Origin of the sequence: Mycobacterium sp. shizuoka-1, assembly GCF_002723835.1 — a bacterium.
Lineage (GTDB): Bacteria > Actinomycetota > Actinomycetes > Mycobacteriales > Mycobacteriaceae > Mycobacterium.
Genome location: NZ_BEWG01000057.1, coordinates 56,960 through 74,120, shown reverse-complemented (window position 1 = coordinate 74,120; position 17,161 = coordinate 56,960). Strand labels below are relative to the sequence as shown.

Annotated in this window: 17 protein-coding genes; 6 read left to right on the top strand and 11 right to left on the bottom strand. The window is 68.6% G+C overall.

The window, feature by feature from the left end; all coding sequences use genetic code 11:
* Positions 1-226 precede the first annotated feature (226 nt).
* On the top strand, positions 227-1,159 hold the full coding sequence (locus MSZK_RS17140; RefSeq protein WP_099249886.1) for a hypothetical protein: 933 nt from the start codon (positions 227-229) through the stop codon (positions 1,157-1,159).
* Between the two features lie 5 nt (positions 1,160-1,164).
* On the opposite strand, the gene MSZK_RS17135 is transcribed toward MSZK_RS17140, so the two are convergent.
* From MSZK_RS17135 to MSZK_RS17105, 7 genes are all read right to left on the bottom strand, one after another.
* Complete coding sequence (locus MSZK_RS17135; protein ID WP_142389948.1) at positions 1,165-3,333, bottom strand: MDR family MFS transporter; 2,169 nt, start codon at positions 3,331-3,333, stop codon at positions 1,165-1,167.
* A gap of 53 nt (positions 3,334-3,386) precedes the next feature.
* A complete protein-coding gene (gene trmD / locus MSZK_RS17130; protein WP_099249885.1) occupies positions 3,387-4,076 on the bottom strand; it encodes a tRNA (guanosine(37)-N1)-methyltransferase TrmD in 690 nt (229 codons plus the stop codon).
* 1 nt (position 4,077) lies between these two features.
* Positions 4,078-4,608 (bottom strand): ribosome maturation factor RimM, encoded by a 531-nt coding sequence (gene rimM, locus MSZK_RS17125; RefSeq protein ID WP_099249883.1) that lies wholly within the window; start codon positions 4,606-4,608, stop codon positions 4,078-4,080.
* Between the two features lie 37 nt (positions 4,609-4,645).
* Positions 4,646-4,888 (bottom strand): RNA-binding protein, encoded by a 243-nt coding sequence (locus MSZK_RS17120; RefSeq protein WP_005148848.1) that lies wholly within the window; start codon positions 4,886-4,888, stop codon positions 4,646-4,648.
* Positions 4,885-5,361 carry a 30S ribosomal protein S16 gene (gene rpsP, locus MSZK_RS17115; protein WP_099249882.1) on the bottom strand — a complete coding sequence of 159 codons (477 nt, stop codon included), beginning with the start codon at positions 5,359-5,361 and terminating at the stop codon, positions 4,885-4,887. The genes MSZK_RS17120 and rpsP overlap by 4 nt, the downstream gene beginning before the upstream one ends.
* 445 nt (positions 5,362-5,806) lie before the next feature.
* Positions 5,807-6,508 carry an anti-sigma factor domain-containing protein gene (locus tag MSZK_RS17110; protein WP_099249880.1) on the bottom strand — a complete coding sequence of 234 codons (702 nt, stop codon included), beginning with the start codon at positions 6,506-6,508 and terminating at the stop codon, positions 5,807-5,809.
* The gene (locus MSZK_RS17105) at positions 6,505-7,068 is read right to left on the bottom strand and encodes a sigma-70 family RNA polymerase sigma factor (protein ID WP_099249878.1); all 564 of its coding nucleotides are present in this window, start codon (positions 7,066-7,068) and stop codon (positions 6,505-6,507) included. The genes MSZK_RS17110 and MSZK_RS17105 overlap by 4 nt, the downstream gene beginning before the upstream one ends.
* Positions 7,069-7,428: 360 nt before the next feature.
* Here MSZK_RS17105 and MSZK_RS17100 point away from each other — a divergent pair, with 360 nt between their 5' ends.
* The gene (locus MSZK_RS17100) at positions 7,429-7,962 is read left to right on the top strand and encodes a fasciclin domain-containing protein (protein ID WP_304528958.1); all 534 of its coding nucleotides are present in this window, start codon (positions 7,429-7,431) and stop codon (positions 7,960-7,962) included.
* A 120-nt stretch (positions 7,963-8,082) separates the two neighbouring features.
* Here the strand turns inward: MSZK_RS17100 and MSZK_RS17095 are convergent, their stop codons facing one another.
* Positions 8,083-8,499 (bottom strand): nuclear transport factor 2 family protein, encoded by a 417-nt coding sequence (locus MSZK_RS17095; protein ID WP_099249875.1) that lies wholly within the window; start codon positions 8,497-8,499, stop codon positions 8,083-8,085.
* A gap of 106 nt (positions 8,500-8,605) precedes the next feature.
* Between MSZK_RS17095 and MSZK_RS17090 the strand changes: the two genes are divergently transcribed.
* Positions 8,606-10,225 carry a sulfite reductase flavoprotein subunit alpha gene (locus MSZK_RS17090; protein WP_371411351.1) on the top strand — a complete coding sequence of 540 codons (1,620 nt, stop codon included), beginning with the start codon at positions 8,606-8,608 and terminating at the stop codon, positions 10,223-10,225.
* An 81-nt stretch (positions 10,226-10,306) separates the two neighbouring features.
* Positions 10,307-11,179 carry a D-alanyl-D-alanine carboxypeptidase family protein gene (locus MSZK_RS17085; RefSeq protein ID WP_199203372.1) on the top strand — a complete coding sequence of 291 codons (873 nt, stop codon included), beginning with the start codon at positions 10,307-10,309 and terminating at the stop codon, positions 11,177-11,179.
* Positions 11,180-11,188: 9 nt separating this feature from the next.
* Here the strand turns inward: MSZK_RS17085 and MSZK_RS17080 are convergent, their stop codons facing one another.
* Positions 11,189-11,818 carry a DUF1942 domain-containing protein gene (locus MSZK_RS17080; RefSeq protein WP_099249873.1) on the bottom strand — a complete coding sequence of 210 codons (630 nt, stop codon included), beginning with the start codon at positions 11,816-11,818 and terminating at the stop codon, positions 11,189-11,191.
* A 198-nt stretch (positions 11,819-12,016) separates the two neighbouring features.
* Here MSZK_RS17080 and MSZK_RS17075 point away from each other — a divergent pair, with 198 nt between their 5' ends.
* Entirely contained in the window at positions 12,017-12,817 is an 801-nt protein-coding gene (locus MSZK_RS17075) for a D-alanyl-D-alanine carboxypeptidase family protein (RefSeq protein ID WP_099249985.1), read from the top strand.
* A 290-nt stretch (positions 12,818-13,107) separates the two neighbouring features.
* The gene (locus MSZK_RS17070) at positions 13,108-14,454 is read left to right on the top strand and encodes a hypothetical protein (RefSeq protein ID WP_142389947.1); all 1,347 of its coding nucleotides are present in this window, start codon (positions 13,108-13,110) and stop codon (positions 14,452-14,454) included.
* A gap of 21 nt (positions 14,455-14,475) precedes the next feature.
* Here the strand turns inward: MSZK_RS17070 and MSZK_RS17065 are convergent, their stop codons facing one another.
* Together MSZK_RS17065 and ffh are read right to left on the bottom strand one after the other, a co-directional pair.
* Positions 14,476-15,561: an amidohydrolase family protein gene (locus MSZK_RS17065; protein WP_099249870.1), complete on the bottom strand. Its 1,086-nt coding sequence runs from the start codon at positions 15,559-15,561 to the stop codon at positions 14,476-14,478.
* A 1-nt stretch (position 15,562) separates the two neighbouring features.
* Positions 15,563-17,128 carry a signal recognition particle protein gene (gene ffh, locus MSZK_RS17060; protein ID WP_099249868.1) on the bottom strand — a complete coding sequence of 522 codons (1,566 nt, stop codon included), beginning with the start codon at positions 17,126-17,128 and terminating at the stop codon, positions 15,563-15,565.
* Between the last annotated feature and the right edge of the window lie 33 nt (positions 17,129-17,161).

Sequence of the window (17,161 nt, the reverse complement as noted above, 5' to 3'; positions counted from 1 at the left end):
TGTTTGGCGCAGCAGGCGGAAGCAAAAGAGTCCGGCCCGCGCGGCAACTGCTCAATTGTGCCAGATGCTCCGCGAGCAATGAAATCGCGCGACCCGCCGCGGCCACCGACGTGTATCAGCTGGCTAACCGCGCGGTGTACAAAAGATACGGCTAACCTGAATTGGGTCGGGCAACGTCGCGGCAAGCCCACAGGTCACGTTTCCCCAGACTTTCGAGGAGATCGTCATGCGACGGCATCTGTCGATGCTGGTCACCGGCACCGCGGCGGCAGCGATCGGCGTTCTGGTCGCCGCATCCTCCGCGCAGGTGAATGCCGGCCCCAGCGACAGTGCCAACCGCCCGGTGAGCCTGCTTTCGGTCGATCCGAACGCCATCGGTCAAGCTCCTGTCCTCGGGCCGCTGGCCGAGGCACCCCCGGACCCGACGGTCGGCCTCGATGTGCGGGCCAAGGCAGCCGCGTCCGAGGCGGCGCAGGACGGCGCCGACATCAGCTTCACGGTGCTGGACCGCAACACCGGACAGACGGTCACCGGCGGCGACACCGCACCCTTCCCGATCGCGTCCGTGAGCAAACTCTTCATCGCCGACGATCTGCTGTTGCAGGTGGCCAAGGGCCAACGCCAGCTGACCCCGGACGAGCGGAAATCCTTCGACGTGATGTTGCGCTCGTCCGACGACAGCGCGGCCGAGGTCTTCTGGGACGAGAGCGGCGGCAGTGCGATCGTCAGCCGGGTGACCGCCCGCTACGGACTGCGGTCGACCAGCACGCCCTATGACGGCAACTGGTGGAACACCATGAGCACCACCAACGATCTGGTGCGCTACTACGACATGCTGCTCGACGGTGCCGGCGGCCTGCCCGCCGATCAAGCCGCGGTCATCCTCGGCGACCTGTCGATGTCGACCCCGAACGGGATCGACGGCTATCCGCAACGGTTCGGCATCCCCGACGGGTTGTTCGCCGAACCCGTTGCCGTCAAACAGGGTTGGATGTGCTGTTGGAACGGCGGCAACTGGCTGCACATGACCACCGGGGTGATCGGAACCGACCGTCGCTTCGTGATGGCGATGGCCTCGCTGCAACCGGTCGACGATGCGACCGCGCGCGCCACCATGACCCAGGCCGTCAAGACGATGTTCCCCGGCGGCCGGATCTGATCGATCTACCGCGGCGGCGGCCGGAATTCGGCGCGCGCCCGGAACGGCCGGGTCGGTTCGTTACCGACGGCCACGGCCGCCGCTGAGCGAAGCCGGGTGGTCGCTGCCGAATCGGTCGCGGCATGGGGCGGTCCGATCACCATCGGCCGGGTGGCCTCCTCGGTGCTGTCACTGTCGGCGAGCACGCTGCGGGCGATGCGTTCCATCACGCCCTGGACCTGCATCCGGTCGGGTCGTCCCGCGAACGCCGGCGAGCGGGTCAGCGTGTCGGTGATCCAGCTGGCGATCTGGTTGCGGGCGTAATTCACTTCCGCAGCACCCGAGGCGGTCAGCCACAGGTGATCGCCGCTGCGCTGCGCGTATCCCGCTGCCACCAACCCGTCGAAGGTGGGCTCGAGAATCTCCGGCGGCACCCGGTGCTGGGCGGCGATATCGGCCACCGCCGCCGCCCCGGAGACCTGCGCATGCCGGTAGATCTGCAGCAGCGCCCACAGCCGCGGGGTGTCCAGGCGGCTGCCTCCCGACCGGGCCAGCGCAGGCAGGTGCATGCCTCGGGTCTCCCGCAACAGCCTGCTGACCGCCACTTCCAGCACTTTCTCGGCGGGTTCGGTGGTGGGCATCCCGAAGCCCTCGCCGAGGTCGGTGCTGCCGGTGGCCGCGGCGTCGCGCAGCGGGACCTGCTTGAGGAACAGTGCCAGCACGAAGCCGACCACGGCGACCGGCGCGGCGAACAGGAACACCTTGCTGAGCGAGTCGGCGTAGGCGTCGACGATCGGGGCGGCCACCGCCCGCGGAAGCTGATGCAGCGCCTGCGGTGACTGCGCATCCGCCGGCGAGGCGCCGCTGGCGGCCAGCGCCGCAGGCAGCCGGTCGGCCAGGAAGTTGCTGAACAGGGAGCCGAAGATCGCCGCGCCGAACGAACTGCCGATGGTGCGGAAGAACGTGACGCCCGACGTGGCCACGCCCAGATCGGTGAAGTCGACAGTGTTCTGCACGGTGAGCACCAGCACCTGCATGCTCAGCCCGATCCCGGCGCCCAGCACCAGCAGGTCCAGAGACTGCACCAGGGTGGAGGTGTGGGCGTCCATCAAGGACAGCAGCACGAATCCGACCGCCATGATCGCCGTGCCGGCGATCGGGAAGATCTTGTAGCGCCCGGTGCGTCCCACGATCACACCGCTGGTCAACGACGTCGCCAGCAGGCCCACCACCATCGGCAGCGTGTGCAGCCCGGACACCGTCGCCGACACCCCGTCCACGAACTGCATGTAGGTCGGCAGGAAGGTGAGCGCGCCGAGCATCGCGAACCCGACGACGAACGACAGCACGCAGCACACCGTGAACACCGGGTCGGCGAACAGCCGGATCGGCAGAATCGGTTCCGCCGCCCGGGTTTCGACGATCACGAACGCCACCAGCGCAACCACCGAGCCGACGAACAGCCCGATGATCATCGGCGAGCCCCACGGGTAGGTGGTGCCGCCCCAGCTGGTCGCCAGCGTCAGCCCGGCCGCACCAAGGCCGACCAGGACGATGCCCGGATAGTCGATGACGGGCCGCGCAGTGCGACCGAGTTGCGGGATCGCCCACGCCGCCACCGCCAGCACCACCACCGCGACCGGCACATTGACCCAGAACGCCCACCGCCAGCCGAGGTGGTCGGTGAACAGTCCGCCGAGCAGCGGGCCGACCACCGTGGTGACGCCGAACACCGCCCCCAGGGCGCCCTGGTAGCGGCCGCGTTCTCGCAGTGGGATGACCTCGCCGATGACGGCGACCGCGGTGACGGTGATCGCGCCGCCGCCGATGCCCTGTAGCGCGCGCGAGCCGACCAGCATGGTCATCGAGCCGGCCAGCCCGCACAGGACCGATCCGGCCAGGAAGAACAGCACGGCGGCCTGGAAGACCACTTTGCGGCCGAACGTGTCGCCGAGCTTGCCGACCACCGCCGTCACGATCGTCGAGGCCAGCAGGTAGCTGGTCACCACCCACGATTGGTGGCCGGCGCCGCCGAGATCGGCGACCACCGTCGGCAGCGCGGTGGCGACGATCGTCTGATCCAGGGCAGCCAGCAGCATGCCCAACACCACGGCGAGGAAGACCAGGTTGCGTTGTCGACCCGTCACCTGCGCAGCAGCCTGCTCTGGCGGAGCGCCGCTGGTTGGACGAGTCACGCCTTCCTCAATACCCGTCGGCGGCGGTCAATAACCAGTGCCGCGCCGCGTATTCAGCCCTCTAACAGGTCGGGGCGGCGTTCGCGGGTGCGTGCCAGCGCCTGCTCGTGCCGCCAGGCCGCCACCTTGCCGTGGTCACCGGAGAGCAGCACCTCGGGCACCGACAGGTCGCGCCACACCGGCGGGCGAGTGTAGCTCGGCCCCTCCAGCAGGCCGTCCTTTTCCGGTGAGTGCGAATCATCCTGATGCGAGCGCGGATTGCCCATCACATTGGGCAGCAGCCGAACCACCGCCTCGATCATCACCAACGCGGCCACCTCGCCACCGGCCAGCACGTAATCGCCGATGGACACCTCTTCGACCCGCATCCGCCGACGGGCATCTTCTGCGACCCGTTGGTCGATGCCTTCGTAACGGCCGCAGGCGAACACCAGGTGCGACTCCCCCGTCCAGCGTTGGGCATCGCTCTGGGTGAACAATCGCCCCGCCGGGGTCGGGATCACCAGAAGGGTTGCCTCGGTGCAGATCTCGTCCAGCGCTTCACCCCAGACCGGCGCTTTCATCACCATGCCGGGGCCGCCGCCGTAGGGCGAGTCGTCCACGGAGTGATGCACATCGTGGGTCCACCGGCGCAGATCGTGCACGGCGAGGTCGACGATGCCCGACTCGATCGCCTTGCCGGGCAGGGATTGTCGCAGCGGGGCGAGGTACTCGGGGAAGATCGAGACGACATCGAGCTGCATGTCAGTCGACGCCGTCCAGATCCAAAAGCCCGTCGGGTGGATCGATTTCGACGACACCGTCGGCCAGAGACACCGAGGTCACGATGGCGCCGACGAAAGGCACCAGCACCTCGGCGCCGCCGGGATCCCGAACCGCCAGCAGCTCACCGCCCGCGGTGTGCAGCACTTCGGCGATCGTCCCCACGTCGCGGCCGTCCACGGTGCGCACCGCCAGCCCCTCGAGCTGATGGTCGTAGAACTCGTCGGGATCGTCGATCGCCGGCAGGTCGGCGGAGTCGACGACGAACAGGTTGCCGCGCAACGCATCAGCGGCGTTGCGATCCGACACCCCGTCGAGCCGAACCAGCAACCGCCCACCGTGCGGGCGTGCGGCCGTCACGACGACGTCGCGGCCGCTGCCACCACGGGAAGGCCGCAGGTGCAACCGGTTACCGGGTGCGAACCGCTCGTCGGGGTCGTCCGTGCGGACGTCGACCACCAGTTCGCCGGTGATCCCGTGAGCTTTGGCCACACGACCGACGACGAGCTCCATGCCGCAGTCCTATCCCGGGTGCTTCGCTCCTGTGCGCCTACTGGTCGGTGTCGACCACGTCGACGCGGATACCCCGGCCGCCGATACCGGCGACCAGGGTGCGCAGCGCGGTCGCGGTGCGACCGCCGCGGCCGATCACCTTGCCGAGGTCCTCGGGGTGAACGTGAACCTCAACCGTGCGTCCCCGCCGGTTGGTGACCATGTCGACGCGAACGTCGTCGGGATTGTCGACGATCCCGCGGACCAGGTGCTCGACGGCGTCGACGACGACCGAGCTCATTCTGCGGCGGCCTCAGCGGTCTCGGTGGCGTCGGCAGCAGCCGGCTCGGCGGCCGACTCGGCCTCGGCCTCGGCCTTCTTGGCGGGCGCCTTCTTCTTCTTGGGCGAGGTGGCCTCGCCACCGGGGGCGCCGTCGGCCTCGGCCAGCGCAGCGTTGAACAGATCGAGCTTGCTGGGCTTGGGCTCCTTGACCTTCAGCGTGCCCTCGGCGCCCGGCAGACCCTTGAACTTCTGCCAGTCACCAGTGATCTTCAGCAGGTTGAGGACCGGCTCGGTGGGCTGGGCGCCGACCGACAGCCAGTACTGGGCGCGCTCGGAATCGATCTCGATCAGGCTCGGATCTTCCTTGGGGTGGTAGCGGCCGATGATCTCGATGGCGCGGCCGTCGCGGCGGGTGCGCGCGTCGGCGACGGCGATGCGGTACTGGGGATTGCGGATCTTGCCGAGCCGAGTGAGCTTGATTTTGACAGCCATGAACTAACTCCTGTGGGTATCACGCTGCAATTCAGCGATGCCGGCGGAATGCCGGATCCGGTTTTGCCTCGCGTGCGTGACCGACCGGCGACCATGGTCGCGGGGCGGACAGCCGACCATTGTGCCAGAGTGCCCTGGTCAGGTGTTAATCGTGCGGTTCAGGGCCGATGGCGCCCGCGGTGGGCGGCCGACGGGGTTTTCACCGGTGTCGACATGTGGACTCCCACCGTCAGCACCGCACAGGGTGCGGCCACAGGCCCCGAGGACCCGGCAGATCGCGGTCGTCGTCATCGCCGCCCGGGTGAGCACTCGCGCCGTCACCCGCAGACCGTCCATGTCGACCCCTTCCACCCTGGTAGCCGCGTGCGGACCGCGACTACCCAAGGAGTTCGGAGCCGGCGACGGGATGGATCGGTGCTCGTCGCACCTCGGCGGTGCGGGCGCCTCAGGTCAGCGGCAGTTCGGCGAACGGCGCGGTGGTCGGCCGCGCCGAACCGGTGCCGGGTTCGACGGTGAACGCCAGCGTGCGGGCGGCCCGCAGATCGGGCAGCACCGCAGTGGTCGACGGGCCGACGTCGTCGCGTCCCATGGTGCCCGCCGAGCGCGGTTCCTGGCCGCCCAGCAGCCACATTTGATAGACGCTGCCCGGCGGGGGCGGATTGACGTCGTTCATCACCAGGACTGCCGCATTCTTGTCGCGCGAATACACGACGGTCGCGACGCCGCCGGACGGGATCGGCGCGCTGACCGTGTGGATGTCGGGCGCGTTGATCACCTGTTCGGCTGTCGTTCGCGGGGGCGGCGGTCGTAACGCCAACCCCACGCTGACCGCGGTCAGAGCCACCACCAGTGCACTTGCCGCTGCCAGCAGCAGGGTTGTGCGCCTGCGCTTCCCGATGGTCGGAACCGGCGCGACCGCAGCCAGTAACCGCTCACGCAACTCCGGTGGCGGCTCGGCGCTCGTGCCGGCCGACAACGCGGCCATCGTCTCGCGCACGGCGCGCACTTCCTCGTGGAACTGTGCGGCCAGGGCGGCAGGGGCGGCGTCGAGACGCCGCTCGATGTCTGCGCGCTCGTCGTCGGACACGGCGTCGAGGGCATACGGGGTGGCCAACGCCAGCAATTCGAAGTCCGCGGGACCGGTCATGACACCCCCAAACACGTGCGCAAGCCACGCAGCGCGTCACGCATCCGCGACTTGACTGTCGGCAGGGTCGCGGCCAACTGCCGGGATACCTCGGCATAGGTCAGCCCGCGGTAGTACGCCAATTCGATGCATTCACGCTGCAGGTCGGTCAGTGACTGCAGGCAGTCTGCCACCTGCCGGGCCTCGTCGCGCTGGATGGCCGTGTCGACCACGACATCGGCCGACGGTTCACCGCTGGCGGCGCCATACCGCAGGTCTCGGCGGGCGGCCGCCTCCTCGCTGCGCACCCTGTCCACCGCGCGACGATGGGCCAGCGTCATCAGCCACGCGAGCGCCGAGCCCGCGGCGGGATCGAACTGCGCCGCGCTGCGCCATACCTGGAGGTACACCTCCTGGGTGGTCTCCTCGCTGTAGCCCGGGTCGCGCAGGAGCCGCAGGATCAACCCGTACACGCGGGTCCGGGTGCGGTCGTAGAAGGTGGCGAAGGCGTCGGTATCACCACGGCCGACCAGACACAGCAACGCATCGAGGTCGCTGCCGGATTGCGGCGGTGCACTCATCGAAGCGAAGCGTAATGGGTCCGGTCCCCCGCCCGCCCCGAGTTGGCCGATCCGCCGCTGCGGGTCGTCGACATCCTGGGGGCAGGCGAGCAGCTGAGACTGGGCCTGGCTTGCTGGCACACAAGAGATTCGGCACCGGTGCGGCCGCGGATGGCCAGGGTGTTTCACCGCCGCCGAGACGCCGATGTCGAGCAAATCTTGCTGTCGACCAATCCGCCGCGCATCCGCCTCCGAATCACAGTCGTACATCAGGAAGGCGGCATCTGGCCGTCGACGACACGGAGGAGAAATACGTCAATGAACATTCAACGCGAACTCGCGGTGGCGGTGGCGACGACGGCCCTGGGTGCGGCTGCCGTCATGACGATCTCGACCGGCGTTGCCGGCGCCGACATGACCAACAACCTGGTCGGCCCCGGGTGTGCGGCGTACGCCGCGCAGGTGCCCACCGGTCCGGGCTCGGTCGCCGGTATGGCCCACGACCCGGTCGCGGTTGCCGCGTCGAACAACCCGCTGCTGACCACGTTGACTGCCGCGGTGTCGGGCAAGCTCAACCCGAACGTGAACCTCGTCGACACGCTGAACGGTGGTCAGTTCACCGTGTTCGCGCCGACGGACGCGGCATTCGCCAAGCTGCCGGCGTCGACGGTCGAGGCGTTGAAGTCCGATTCCGCCGCCTTGACCAACATCCTGACCTATCACGTGGTGCCCGGGCAGCTCAGCCCGGCGGACGTGGACGGCTCACACCCCACGGTGCAGGGCGCGCCGGTGACCGTGACCGGTTCGGGCAATGACCTCAAGGTGGACGGGGCGTCGGTGGTGTGTGGCGGCGTCCGCACCGCCAACGCGACGGTGTACCTCATCGACACCGTGCTGACCCCGCCGGCCAGCTGATCCTGATGGTGCCGCAGGGATTCCGGGCCGGGGTCCCTGCGGTGCCGGGATCAGCCCTGGTGTGACGGTGCAACGATCGTTCGGCCCCAACAGGTTTGGCGCCGCGGCCACCTCGGCCGTTCAGACGATCTTCTGGATGCACTTCGATTCCACGCGTCGCGTCATCCGCCAGCCTTCGGGGGTGCGGATGAACGCGTCGTCGTACCAGAGCCCGCAGAACATGACCTGACCGTTGTCGCCCAGCGCCATCGGGTTGAACAGGATGGTGCGCGAGGTCGCGGTGTCGCCGTCGAGGCGGATGTCGAAGTTGCCGAGCATGTGGAAGTAGGCCGGGAAGTTCGGCAATACCTCGGCCAGCCAGGCCTTGACGTCGGGGAAGGTGCCGGCGATCCCGCCGAGTTCGGTGTAGTCGATGTGCGCGTCGGGTGTGAAGACGCGATCCAGGTCGTCGAACCGGCGGCTGTCGATCGCCGTCGAGTAGTCCACCAGCAGCTGCTGGATCTCCAAACGATCCGAAATCTCTTCAAGACTCAGCATTCGGGTGATTCAACACGCTCGTGCGTGCCGCCGGTGGGGAGGTCCACGCCAGCGGGACAATCCGACTAAGGTCAGGCTAACCAAAGCCAACTGAAGCGGAGGACGCGTGCCGCAACACCCCGGGTTGTCCCTGATCATCGGCTATGCCAGCGATATGGGCACCGCCGAGTACCTCGCCGTGCAATTGGCCGAGGCCGTCACCGCGCTGGGATTCGACGTCACCGAGACCGAGCTCAACGACGTCGCGCTGACCGACGTGGCGGCGGCCACCCATCTGGTGATCGTGGCCTCGACATTCGGCGACGGCGAGGTGCCCGACAACGGCGCGGTGTTCTGGGAGGAACTGTCCGCCTGCGACGCGCGCCTCGACGGATTGTCCTACGCCGTGGCCGCGCTCGGCGACAGCTCCTACGACCTGTTCTGCAACGCCGGGCGGATCATCGATGCCCGGCTGGCCGAGCAGGGCGCGCGCCCACTGGCCGAGCGCGTCGAATTCGATTGCTACCGCGAAGGTGACGCCCGCGAGTGGATCGCCGGCGTCGCCGCGATCATCGCCCAGGCCGGTTCGGCGGGCGGCCGGCCCGCCGAATCGGTGGCGCCACGCGCGGTGACACCCCGCCGGACGACCACATGGACGGATGCCAACCCGTATCCGGCTGCCGCCGTGGTGAATCGACTGCTGACGTCACCGGCTTCCGACAAGGAGGTCCGCCACATCGAACTCGATCTCGGCGATTCCGGGATCACCTACGAGGCCGGCGATTCGGTGGCCGTGCACCCGGTCAACTCCCCCGAGTTGGTTCAGGCCCTGCTGGCCAGGCTGGGCGTCGACGGTGCGGACGTGGTCGCCGGCACGGAGCTGCCGCTGGCGGAACTGCTCACCCATCACCTCGAGATCTGCGCACCCTCGCGGGCGTTGCAGGCCTTGGTCGCCGCGCGTACCGACGACGCCGAGGCTGCTGCCGCGCTCGGCTCCGCCGACCCGGCAGTGGTGTCGTCATGGCTGTACGGCCGCGACGTACTCGATCTGCTGGAGCTGGCCGATCTGAGCGTTGACGAGGTGCTGGACGTGTTGCGCCCCTTACAGTTCCGCGACTACTCGATCGCCTCCAGCCCGTTGGTGCATCCGGATCGGCTGCATCTGACGGTCGCCACCGTGCGGTACCACTGCCGAGGGCGGGACCGCGGCGGCGTCGCGTCCGGCTTCCTGGCCGATCGCGGACACACCGTCCGAATCCACCTGCGCCCCAACCACAATTTTCGATTGCCCGGTCCCGATGTGCCGATCATCATGGTCGGGCCCGGCACCGGCATCGCCCCGTTCCGAGCTTTCCTGCACGAACGGCAGGCCGGCGCGGCCATGGGCAAGGCCTGGCTGTTCTTCGGCGACCGCCGTCGCGACACCGACTTCCTCTACGGCGACGAGCTGACCGGATTCCTGAAGTCGGGCGCGCTCACCCGCCTGGACCTGGCGTTCTCGCGGGACCGCGCCGGACCCAAGACGTACGTTCAGCACCACATGAAGGACAACGCGCGCGAGCTCTTCAGCTGGCTCGAGCAGGGTGCGCACCTCTACGTGTGCGGCGACGCCGAGAAGATGGCCAAAGATGTCGATCGGACTCTGCACGAGATCGTCGCCGATGCCGGCGGGATGGACGCCGAGGCCGCGCACGCCTACATCAACGAGCTGATCAAAGCCCACCGCTACGTCCGCGACGTCTACTGATTCTCCGTGATTTCGGCGCGCTTTCGTTCGCTCAGCGGCGATTTGCGCGCCGAAATCGCCGCGGCGTTAGGCTCGGAGGCCATGCGCAGACTTCTCGCCGGCGTGACGACGGCGCTGACCCTGCTGGCCTGCACCGCAGGAGTCGCCCACTCCGACACCGACCAGCCCGCGGGCTCGGTACCGATTCCGGACGGGCCCGCAACGGCGTGGATCGTCGCCGACATGGACACCGGGCAGGTGCTGGCCGGGCGGGACATGTATGCCGCCCACCCCCCGGCCAGCACGATCAAGACGCTGCTCGCGCTGACCGTTCTCGACGAACTGCCCGACCTGACTGCCACCGTGGTGGCCAACAACGCCGACACCTTGGTCGAATGCAATTGCGCGGGGGTTCGCCCCGGCCGCACCTACACCGCACGCCAACTGCTCGACGGGCTGCTGCTGGTGTCGGGCAACGACGCCGCGAACACGCTGGCCGACATGCTCGGCGGCTTCGGCGCCGCGGTCGACAAGATGAACACCAAGGCCGTCGCGATCGGGGCGACCAACACCCACGCGACCACGCCGTCCGGTCTGGACGGTCCCGACGGGCCGGGGTGGACCACCCCGCACGATCTGGCCGCGATCTTCCGCGCCGCCATGGCAAACCCGGTGTTCGCCCAGATCACCGCCCAGCCGGTGGCGATGTTCCCCACCGACACCGGTGACAAGCCGCTGGTGAATCAGAACGAACTGCTGGTGCGCTATCCCGGGGCGATCGGCGGCAAGACCGGGTTCACCGACGCCGCCCGCAAGACGTTCGTCGGCGCCGCCGACCGTGACGGCCGCCGGCTGGTGATCGCGATGATGTACGGGCTCATCCACGAGGGCGGACCGACCTACTGGGATCAGGCCGCGATGCTGCTCGACTGGGGCTTCGCGCAGAACCGCTCGGAGAGCGTCGCCGCGCTGTAGCCCGCGGCGCTAGCGGCGTCCGCCCCCGTTGAAGCCTGGCTGAGCAGCCTCACCCTCGGTGATTTGGTACGGCGAGGTGGCCAGGTCGTTCGGGGTGGCCACGATCGACGAGTTGTCCTCCGAGGGCGGTGCGCCGGCGGGTGCCTGGTTGTCCGGAGCGACCTGGAAATTCTCATCGCTGTCCGGCACGACGACAGGCGCCGCGGTGCTCCCGGGATCACCGGGCACCCAGGCCAGCAGGTCGCGGGTGCCGTCGTTGAAGACGACGCTGTTCGGGATGGGGCCGACGACGTCGAAGTAGAGTCGCCCGCCATTCGAAGCCCCCCAGATGGAGGGGTAGAACTCGCCGGACTCGGCCCGGGCACCGAAGCGCTCGATGAACGGCGGGTAATTGCCGCCGAACCCGTCGATCGTCAGCTTCGCCGAGTACAACGTGCCGTTGTGTGGCACCGGATCCGAACTGGGCTTGAGCGTGCCCACGACGTAGCCGATGTAGGGCAGGCCATTGGGCCCGTTCAGTGTTTCCTGCTCGCCGAACACCCGCACGCTGTCGGTCGCCCACGCCGGCGCTGCGGTGACGCCGGCAACGCCCAATGTGACAACGGTGGCCGCCACTGCGGCCATTTTCGCGATCTTCACAGTCTCTCCCCAGCTGTTCAGTGCCAACATCCCCGCCCGCCTATCCGCAGATTTTACTGTGACCTACCTAACAAAACCGGCTTTTGGCCGGCGCATCGCAACGCTTTCGAGATTCGATCGCGTCGTCGTCGAGGTGCGCGCTGGTTAGTCTCGGCGTTCGTGCCGGCCCGCCCCTTCGTCGCGCTGCTCAGCCTGGTGATGTCGCTGGTGCTGGTGGCTCCCGCGGCCGCGCAGCCGGGTCCGCAGCCGGCCGGCGCGGTCGCCCCGCCCGACGGTCCCGCGCAGGCCTGGCTGGTCGCCGACCTGGACAGCGGTCAGATCCTCGGCGGCCGTGAGCCCTACAGCGCGCACGCCCCGGCCAGCACCATCAAGGCGTTGCTGGCGATGGTCGTGCTCGACCAGCTGGCACCCAACGCCGCGGTCCGGGCCACCGCGGCGCACACCCAGGTCGAATGTTCGTGCGTGGGTCTGGTGCCCGGCCAGGTGTACACCGCGCGCCAGCTGCTCGACGGGCTGCTGATGGTGTCGGGCAACGATGCCGCCAACCTGCTGGCCGACATGCTGGGCGGCCAGCAGATGGCGGTGCAGAAGATGAACGCCAAGGCCTACCAGCTCACCGCGCGCAGCACCCGGGCCGGATCGCCGTCCGGCCTGGACGGGCCGGGCTGGGAATCGGTGACCTCACCGCACGATTTGGCGGTGATCTACCGGGAGGCGTTGCGCTATCCCCTGTTCGCCCAGATCGTGCACCAGCCGTCGGCACTGTTCCCGGGCCGGTCGGGATACAAGGAGATCCGCAACCAGGATCGCCTGCTGCGCAGCTATCCCGGCTTCATCGGCGGCAAGAGCGGCTACACCGACCTGGCTCGCGAAACCTACGTCGGGATGGCCCAGCGCAACGGGCGGCGACTGATCGTGGTGCAGATGTACGGCAGCGACGATCTGTGGGACCAGGCGGCTCGACTGCTCGACTGGGGTTTCAGCCGCTACTCGCAATGACCACCGCGCCACCCATCGGCCCACTCCTCACCACGCCAGTTCGCCAGCCAAATACCCACGGCACGAAGATATTTCGTGATCGACTGCCGAATGCCCACATCAGCTCTACGCTTGTTGCGGCCGACTGGGCCATGTCATAGCAGCGCGCGCTTGAGGGACGGGGAGCTTCGTTGATGGATCACGGCACAGGTCGGGCGCGACGGCGCAAGACGACACAGAGATTAGCGGCCTGGTTGGCCGCAGGCACGATCGCCGCAGGACTCGGCGCGGCCATGGCGAGCGGTACCGCCGTGGCCTACGCAGACACCGGCTCGTCCGGTGCCGCGTCGAGCTCCGCGTCGGACGGTTCGAAAACCACTGGAACAAAAGATGGTTCGGCGAGTTCACCGCGTAAGTCCGTTGGCAGGCCCGCTCCGCGAGTCAAGGCCGCCGGCGGCGCGCAGGTAGCCGATCCGGCCCCGGCTGCCGGGCTGTCGACCGCGCAGACGTCGCCGACCTCGAAGCCGTCGCTGGTGCTGGTGACAACCACCGCCACTACGCCCAAGGCGTCCGCGGCACCGAAGCCGCCGACCGTGCAGTCGGTGCTCACCGACATCGGCCGCCAGATCAACTACATCTTCTTCAACAAGGCACCGACGGCAGATCCTTCGCAGCAGGCACAGGCCGGCCCCAAGAAGCAGATCGACGGCGCCATCAACGGCAGCAGCAACAACGGATTCGATCCGACCTACGCCGTCACCGAGCAGCCCAAATATGGCACCGTCACGCTCGACCCGACGACCGGTGAGTACACCTACGTCGCCCGCGACGAGCTGATCGGCCCGGGCATCAACGACGTGTTCACCGTGACCGTCAGCAACGGCGCCGCCGCCAAGCTGCCCGGGCTGCTCGGCCAGCTGCAGCTCGCGCTGCACTCGATGGCGGTCGCCCTGGGGGTGGCCAAACCCGACACCATCGAAAAAGACATCGTGGTCAAGGTTTCCGGTACCGGCATCTACGGCACCCAGGCCGCCCAGAAGCAGTTCTGGCTGGAGCAGACGCTCGACAACGACTGCGTGCTGATCGCCGACGCCGCGATCATCGCCCAGCTCACCGGACAAACGTTCACCGAGGCCGAGATCGTCGCGATCGGCAAGAGCACGCCGAGTGTGGTCGATCCGACCAAGCCCATCTATGTGGGCACCAAGGAAGAGACCGGCGTAGCAGGCGTGTACACCGCCGACGGTGTGGCCCTGCTGAAGAAATACGGAATCGATGCCACCTACAAGTCCTACGTCGATGACCCCGAGCCCGGCGAGGCCCCGAACAAGGCCACCCAGGTCGACGGCCAGCGGGCGCTCTCCGACGTCGAGGCTGCCCTGGCCGCCGGCAAGGCGGTGGCCGTGGTCGTCGACTCCGCGCTGATCGTGAACGCCTACGGGCAGAACGTCCCGACCCCCGACCCCGAGCCGAACCACTGGGTCGTGGTGACCGGCGTGGACACCGCCACCGGCAAGGTCTACCTCAACGACGGCAACCTGCCGGCCGGCAGCACGGCGATTTCGATGGCCGGGTTCATGTGGTCGTGGCAGGCAAGCGATTTCGGCGTGATCGTCGCCTCGAAGGCAGCTGCACCGGCCGTGGCCATCGCCGCCTGAGATGCCCTGTCGCGGGCGGGTTCAGCGAGTTCGGTAAACCCGCCCGCGCAGGATCACCAGGTCCGGGTCGGCCAGCACGTCGGCACCGCCGCGCGGGTCCTCGGTGAAGCACACCAGGTCGGCTGGGGCGCCGTCGTCGAGGACCGGTCGGCCCAGCCACCGGCGGGCATCCCAGCATGCCGCCCCCAGCGCCTCGGTCGGGCTCATCCCGATGCGTTTGAGGGCGTCGACCTCGTCGGCGATCCGGCCGTGCGCGATCGTGCTGCCCGCATCGCTGCCGGCATAGATCGGCACGCCGGCTTCCCGGGCGGCGGCCATCCGCGGATAGCAGCTGGCATAGAGGGCCCGCATGTGGGCGGCGTAGGTTGGGTATTTGCCTGCGGCGTCGGCGAATCCGGGAAAGTTCTCGATGTTGATCAGGGTCGGCACCAGGGCGGTGCCGTGCTCGACCATCATCGCGATCGTGTCGTCGGTCAGCCCCGTGCCGTGCTCGATGCAATCGATACCGGCGTTGATCAGACCCGGCAGCGCGTCCTCGCTGAACACGTGCGCGGTGACGCGGGCGCCCTCGTCGTGCACGGCCGCGATCGCCGCCCGCAGCACGTCGTCGGACCACAGCGGTGCCAGGTCCCCCACCGACCGGTCGATCCAATCGCCGACGAGCTTGACCCATCCGTCGCCGCGCCTGGCCTGTTCGGCCAGGGCCTCGGGCAGCTGCCACTCGTCTTCGAGCTCGATGGCAAAGCCGTGCGAATAGCGCTTGGGCCGGGCCAGATGCTTGCCGGCCCGGATGATCTGGGGCAGGTCGTGGTGGTCGTCGAGGCTGCGGGTGTCGGTCGGCGAGCCGCAATCACGCAGCAGCAGGGCACCGACGCCGCGTTCCACCTCGGCCTGGGCAATCGCGTCGGCCAACGGGATCTCGCCGTGCTCGCCCAGCCCGACATGGCAGTGCGCGTCGACCAGACCGGGCAGGATCCAGCCGCCGTCAAAGACGGTCTGCGCACCGGCAACCGGCTCGGCGCGCAGCACGCCGTCGGCGATCCACCACTCGACGGGCTCGCCGTCGGGCAGGCTGCGGCCCCGGACGTGGAACGGCCCGCCCGGCACGCTAGTTCTTGCCCGGGAACTTCAGCTTGGACAGGTCGAAATCGGCCAGACCCGGCGGCAGCTCGTTGAGCCCCTCCGGCATGCCGGACAGATCCGGGAACCCGCCCGGCAGACCGCCGGCGAGCAACGGATTGGTCTTGGGCGGCGTCGGCCCGCGTCCACCCTTCTTCTTGCCCGCCTGCTTGTTCTTGCCCTTGGCCGCCTTCTTCGACGAGCGCCGCCCGAACGGCATGCCCATCGCACCGGCCATCTGCGACATCATCTTCCGCGCCTCGAAGAAACGGTCGACGAGCTGGTTGACCTCGGACACCGTGACACCGGAGCCGTTGGCGATACGCAGCCGGCGCGAGGCGTTGATGATCTTCGGGTCGGCCCGCTCCTGCGGGGTCATCCCGCGGATGATGGCCTGCAAGCGGTCGAGTTGCTTGTCGTCGACCGCGGCCAGGGCGTCTTTCATCTGGCCGGCGCCGGGCAACATGCCCAGCAGGTTGCCGATCGGCCCCATCTTGCGAATCGCCAGCATCTGCTCGAGGAAGTCCTCCAGCGTGAGCTCACCCGAGCCGATCTTGGCCGCGGCCTCCTCGGCCTTCTGCGCATCGAAGACCTGCTCGGCCTGCTCGATGAGGCTCAGCACATCGCCCATGCCCAGGATGCGGCTGGCCATCCGGTCTGGGTGGAAGACGTCGAAATCCTCGAGCTTCTCACCGGTCGAGGCGAACAGGATCGGCACGCCGGTGACCTCGCGCACCGACAGCGCCGCACCGCCTCGGGCGTCGCCGTCGAGCTTGGTCAGCACCACGCCGGTGAACCCGACGCCGGCGCCGAAGGCCTCGGCGGTGGCCACCGCGTCCTGGCCGATCATGGCGTCGAGGACGAACAACGTCTCGTCGGGGTGCACGGCGTCGCGGATCGCAGCGGCCTGGGCCATCAGGACGTCGTCGATGCCGAGGCGGCCCGCGGTGTCGACGATCACCACGTCGAAGTGCTTGCTCTGCGCCTCGGCCAGGCCCGCGGCCGCGACGGCGACCGGGTCGCCGGGGCCGGCGCCTTCGGTGTCGGCGGCGTCGGGTGCGGTGCCCGGGTGCGGCGCGAACACGGTGACGCCGGCGCGCTCACCGACAATCTTGAGCTGGTTCACTGCGCCGGGGCGTTGCAGGTCGCAGGCCACCAAAAGCGGGGTGTGGCCCTGGCCCTTGAGCCATTTGGCGAGCTTGCCGGCCAGGGTGGTCTTACCGGCGCCTTGCAGACCGGCCAGCATGATCACCGTCGGCGGGTTCTTGGCGAACGCCAGCTGACGGGTCTCGCCACCGAGGATGCCGATGAGCTCCTCGTTGACGATCTTGACGACCTGCTGGGCGGGGTTGAGCGCGCCGGACACCTCCGCGCCGCGCGCCCGCTCTTTGATGCGGTTGACGAACGTGCGCACCACCGGCAGCGATACGTCGGCCTCGAGCAGCGCCAGGCGGATCTCGCGCGTGGTGGCTTCGATGTCGGCGTCGGTCAGCCGGCCCTTGCCACGCAGGCCGGCCAGCGCACCGGTCAACCGGTCGGACAGGGATTCAAACACGGCGCAAGCCTATCTGGTACGACGCCACCGCCG

Bases quoted from the DNA above. Each gene is read 5' to 3' on its own strand.
- MSZK_RS17140 (WP_099249886.1), top strand. From the start codon at position 227: ATGCGACGGCATCTGTCGATGCTGGTCACCGGCACCGCGGCGGCAGCG.
- trmD (WP_099249885.1), bottom strand. From the start codon at position 4,076: ATGCAGCTCGATGTCGTCTCGATCTTCCCCGAGTACCTCGCCCCGCTG.
- rimM (WP_099249883.1), bottom strand. From the start codon at position 4,608: ATGGAGCTCGTCGTCGGTCGTGTGGCCAAAGCTCACGGGATCACCGGC.
- MSZK_RS17120 (WP_005148848.1), bottom strand. From the start codon at position 4,888: ATGAGCTCGGTCGTCGTCGACGCCGTCGAGCACCTGGTCCGCGGGATC.
- rpsP (WP_099249882.1), bottom strand. From the start codon at position 5,361: ATGGCTGTCAAAATCAAGCTCACTCGGCTCGGCAAGATCCGCAATCCC.
- MSZK_RS17110 (WP_099249880.1), bottom strand. From the start codon at position 6,508: ATGACCGGTCCCGCGGACTTCGAATTGCTGGCGTTGGCCACCCCGTAT.
- MSZK_RS17105 (WP_099249878.1), bottom strand. From the start codon at position 7,068: ATGAGTGCACCGCCGCAATCCGGCAGCGACCTCGATGCGTTGCTGTGT.
- MSZK_RS17100 (WP_304528958.1), top strand. From the start codon at position 7,429: ATGACGATCTCGACCGGCGTTGCCGGCGCCGACATGACCAACAACCTG.
- MSZK_RS17095 (WP_099249875.1), bottom strand. From the start codon at position 8,499: ATGCTGAGTCTTGAAGAGATTTCGGATCGTTTGGAGATCCAGCAGCTG.
- MSZK_RS17085 (WP_199203372.1), top strand. From the start codon at position 10,307: ATGCGCAGACTTCTCGCCGGCGTGACGACGGCGCTGACCCTGCTGGCC.
- MSZK_RS17075 (WP_099249985.1), top strand. From the start codon at position 12,017: ATGTCGCTGGTGCTGGTGGCTCCCGCGGCCGCGCAGCCGGGTCCGCAG.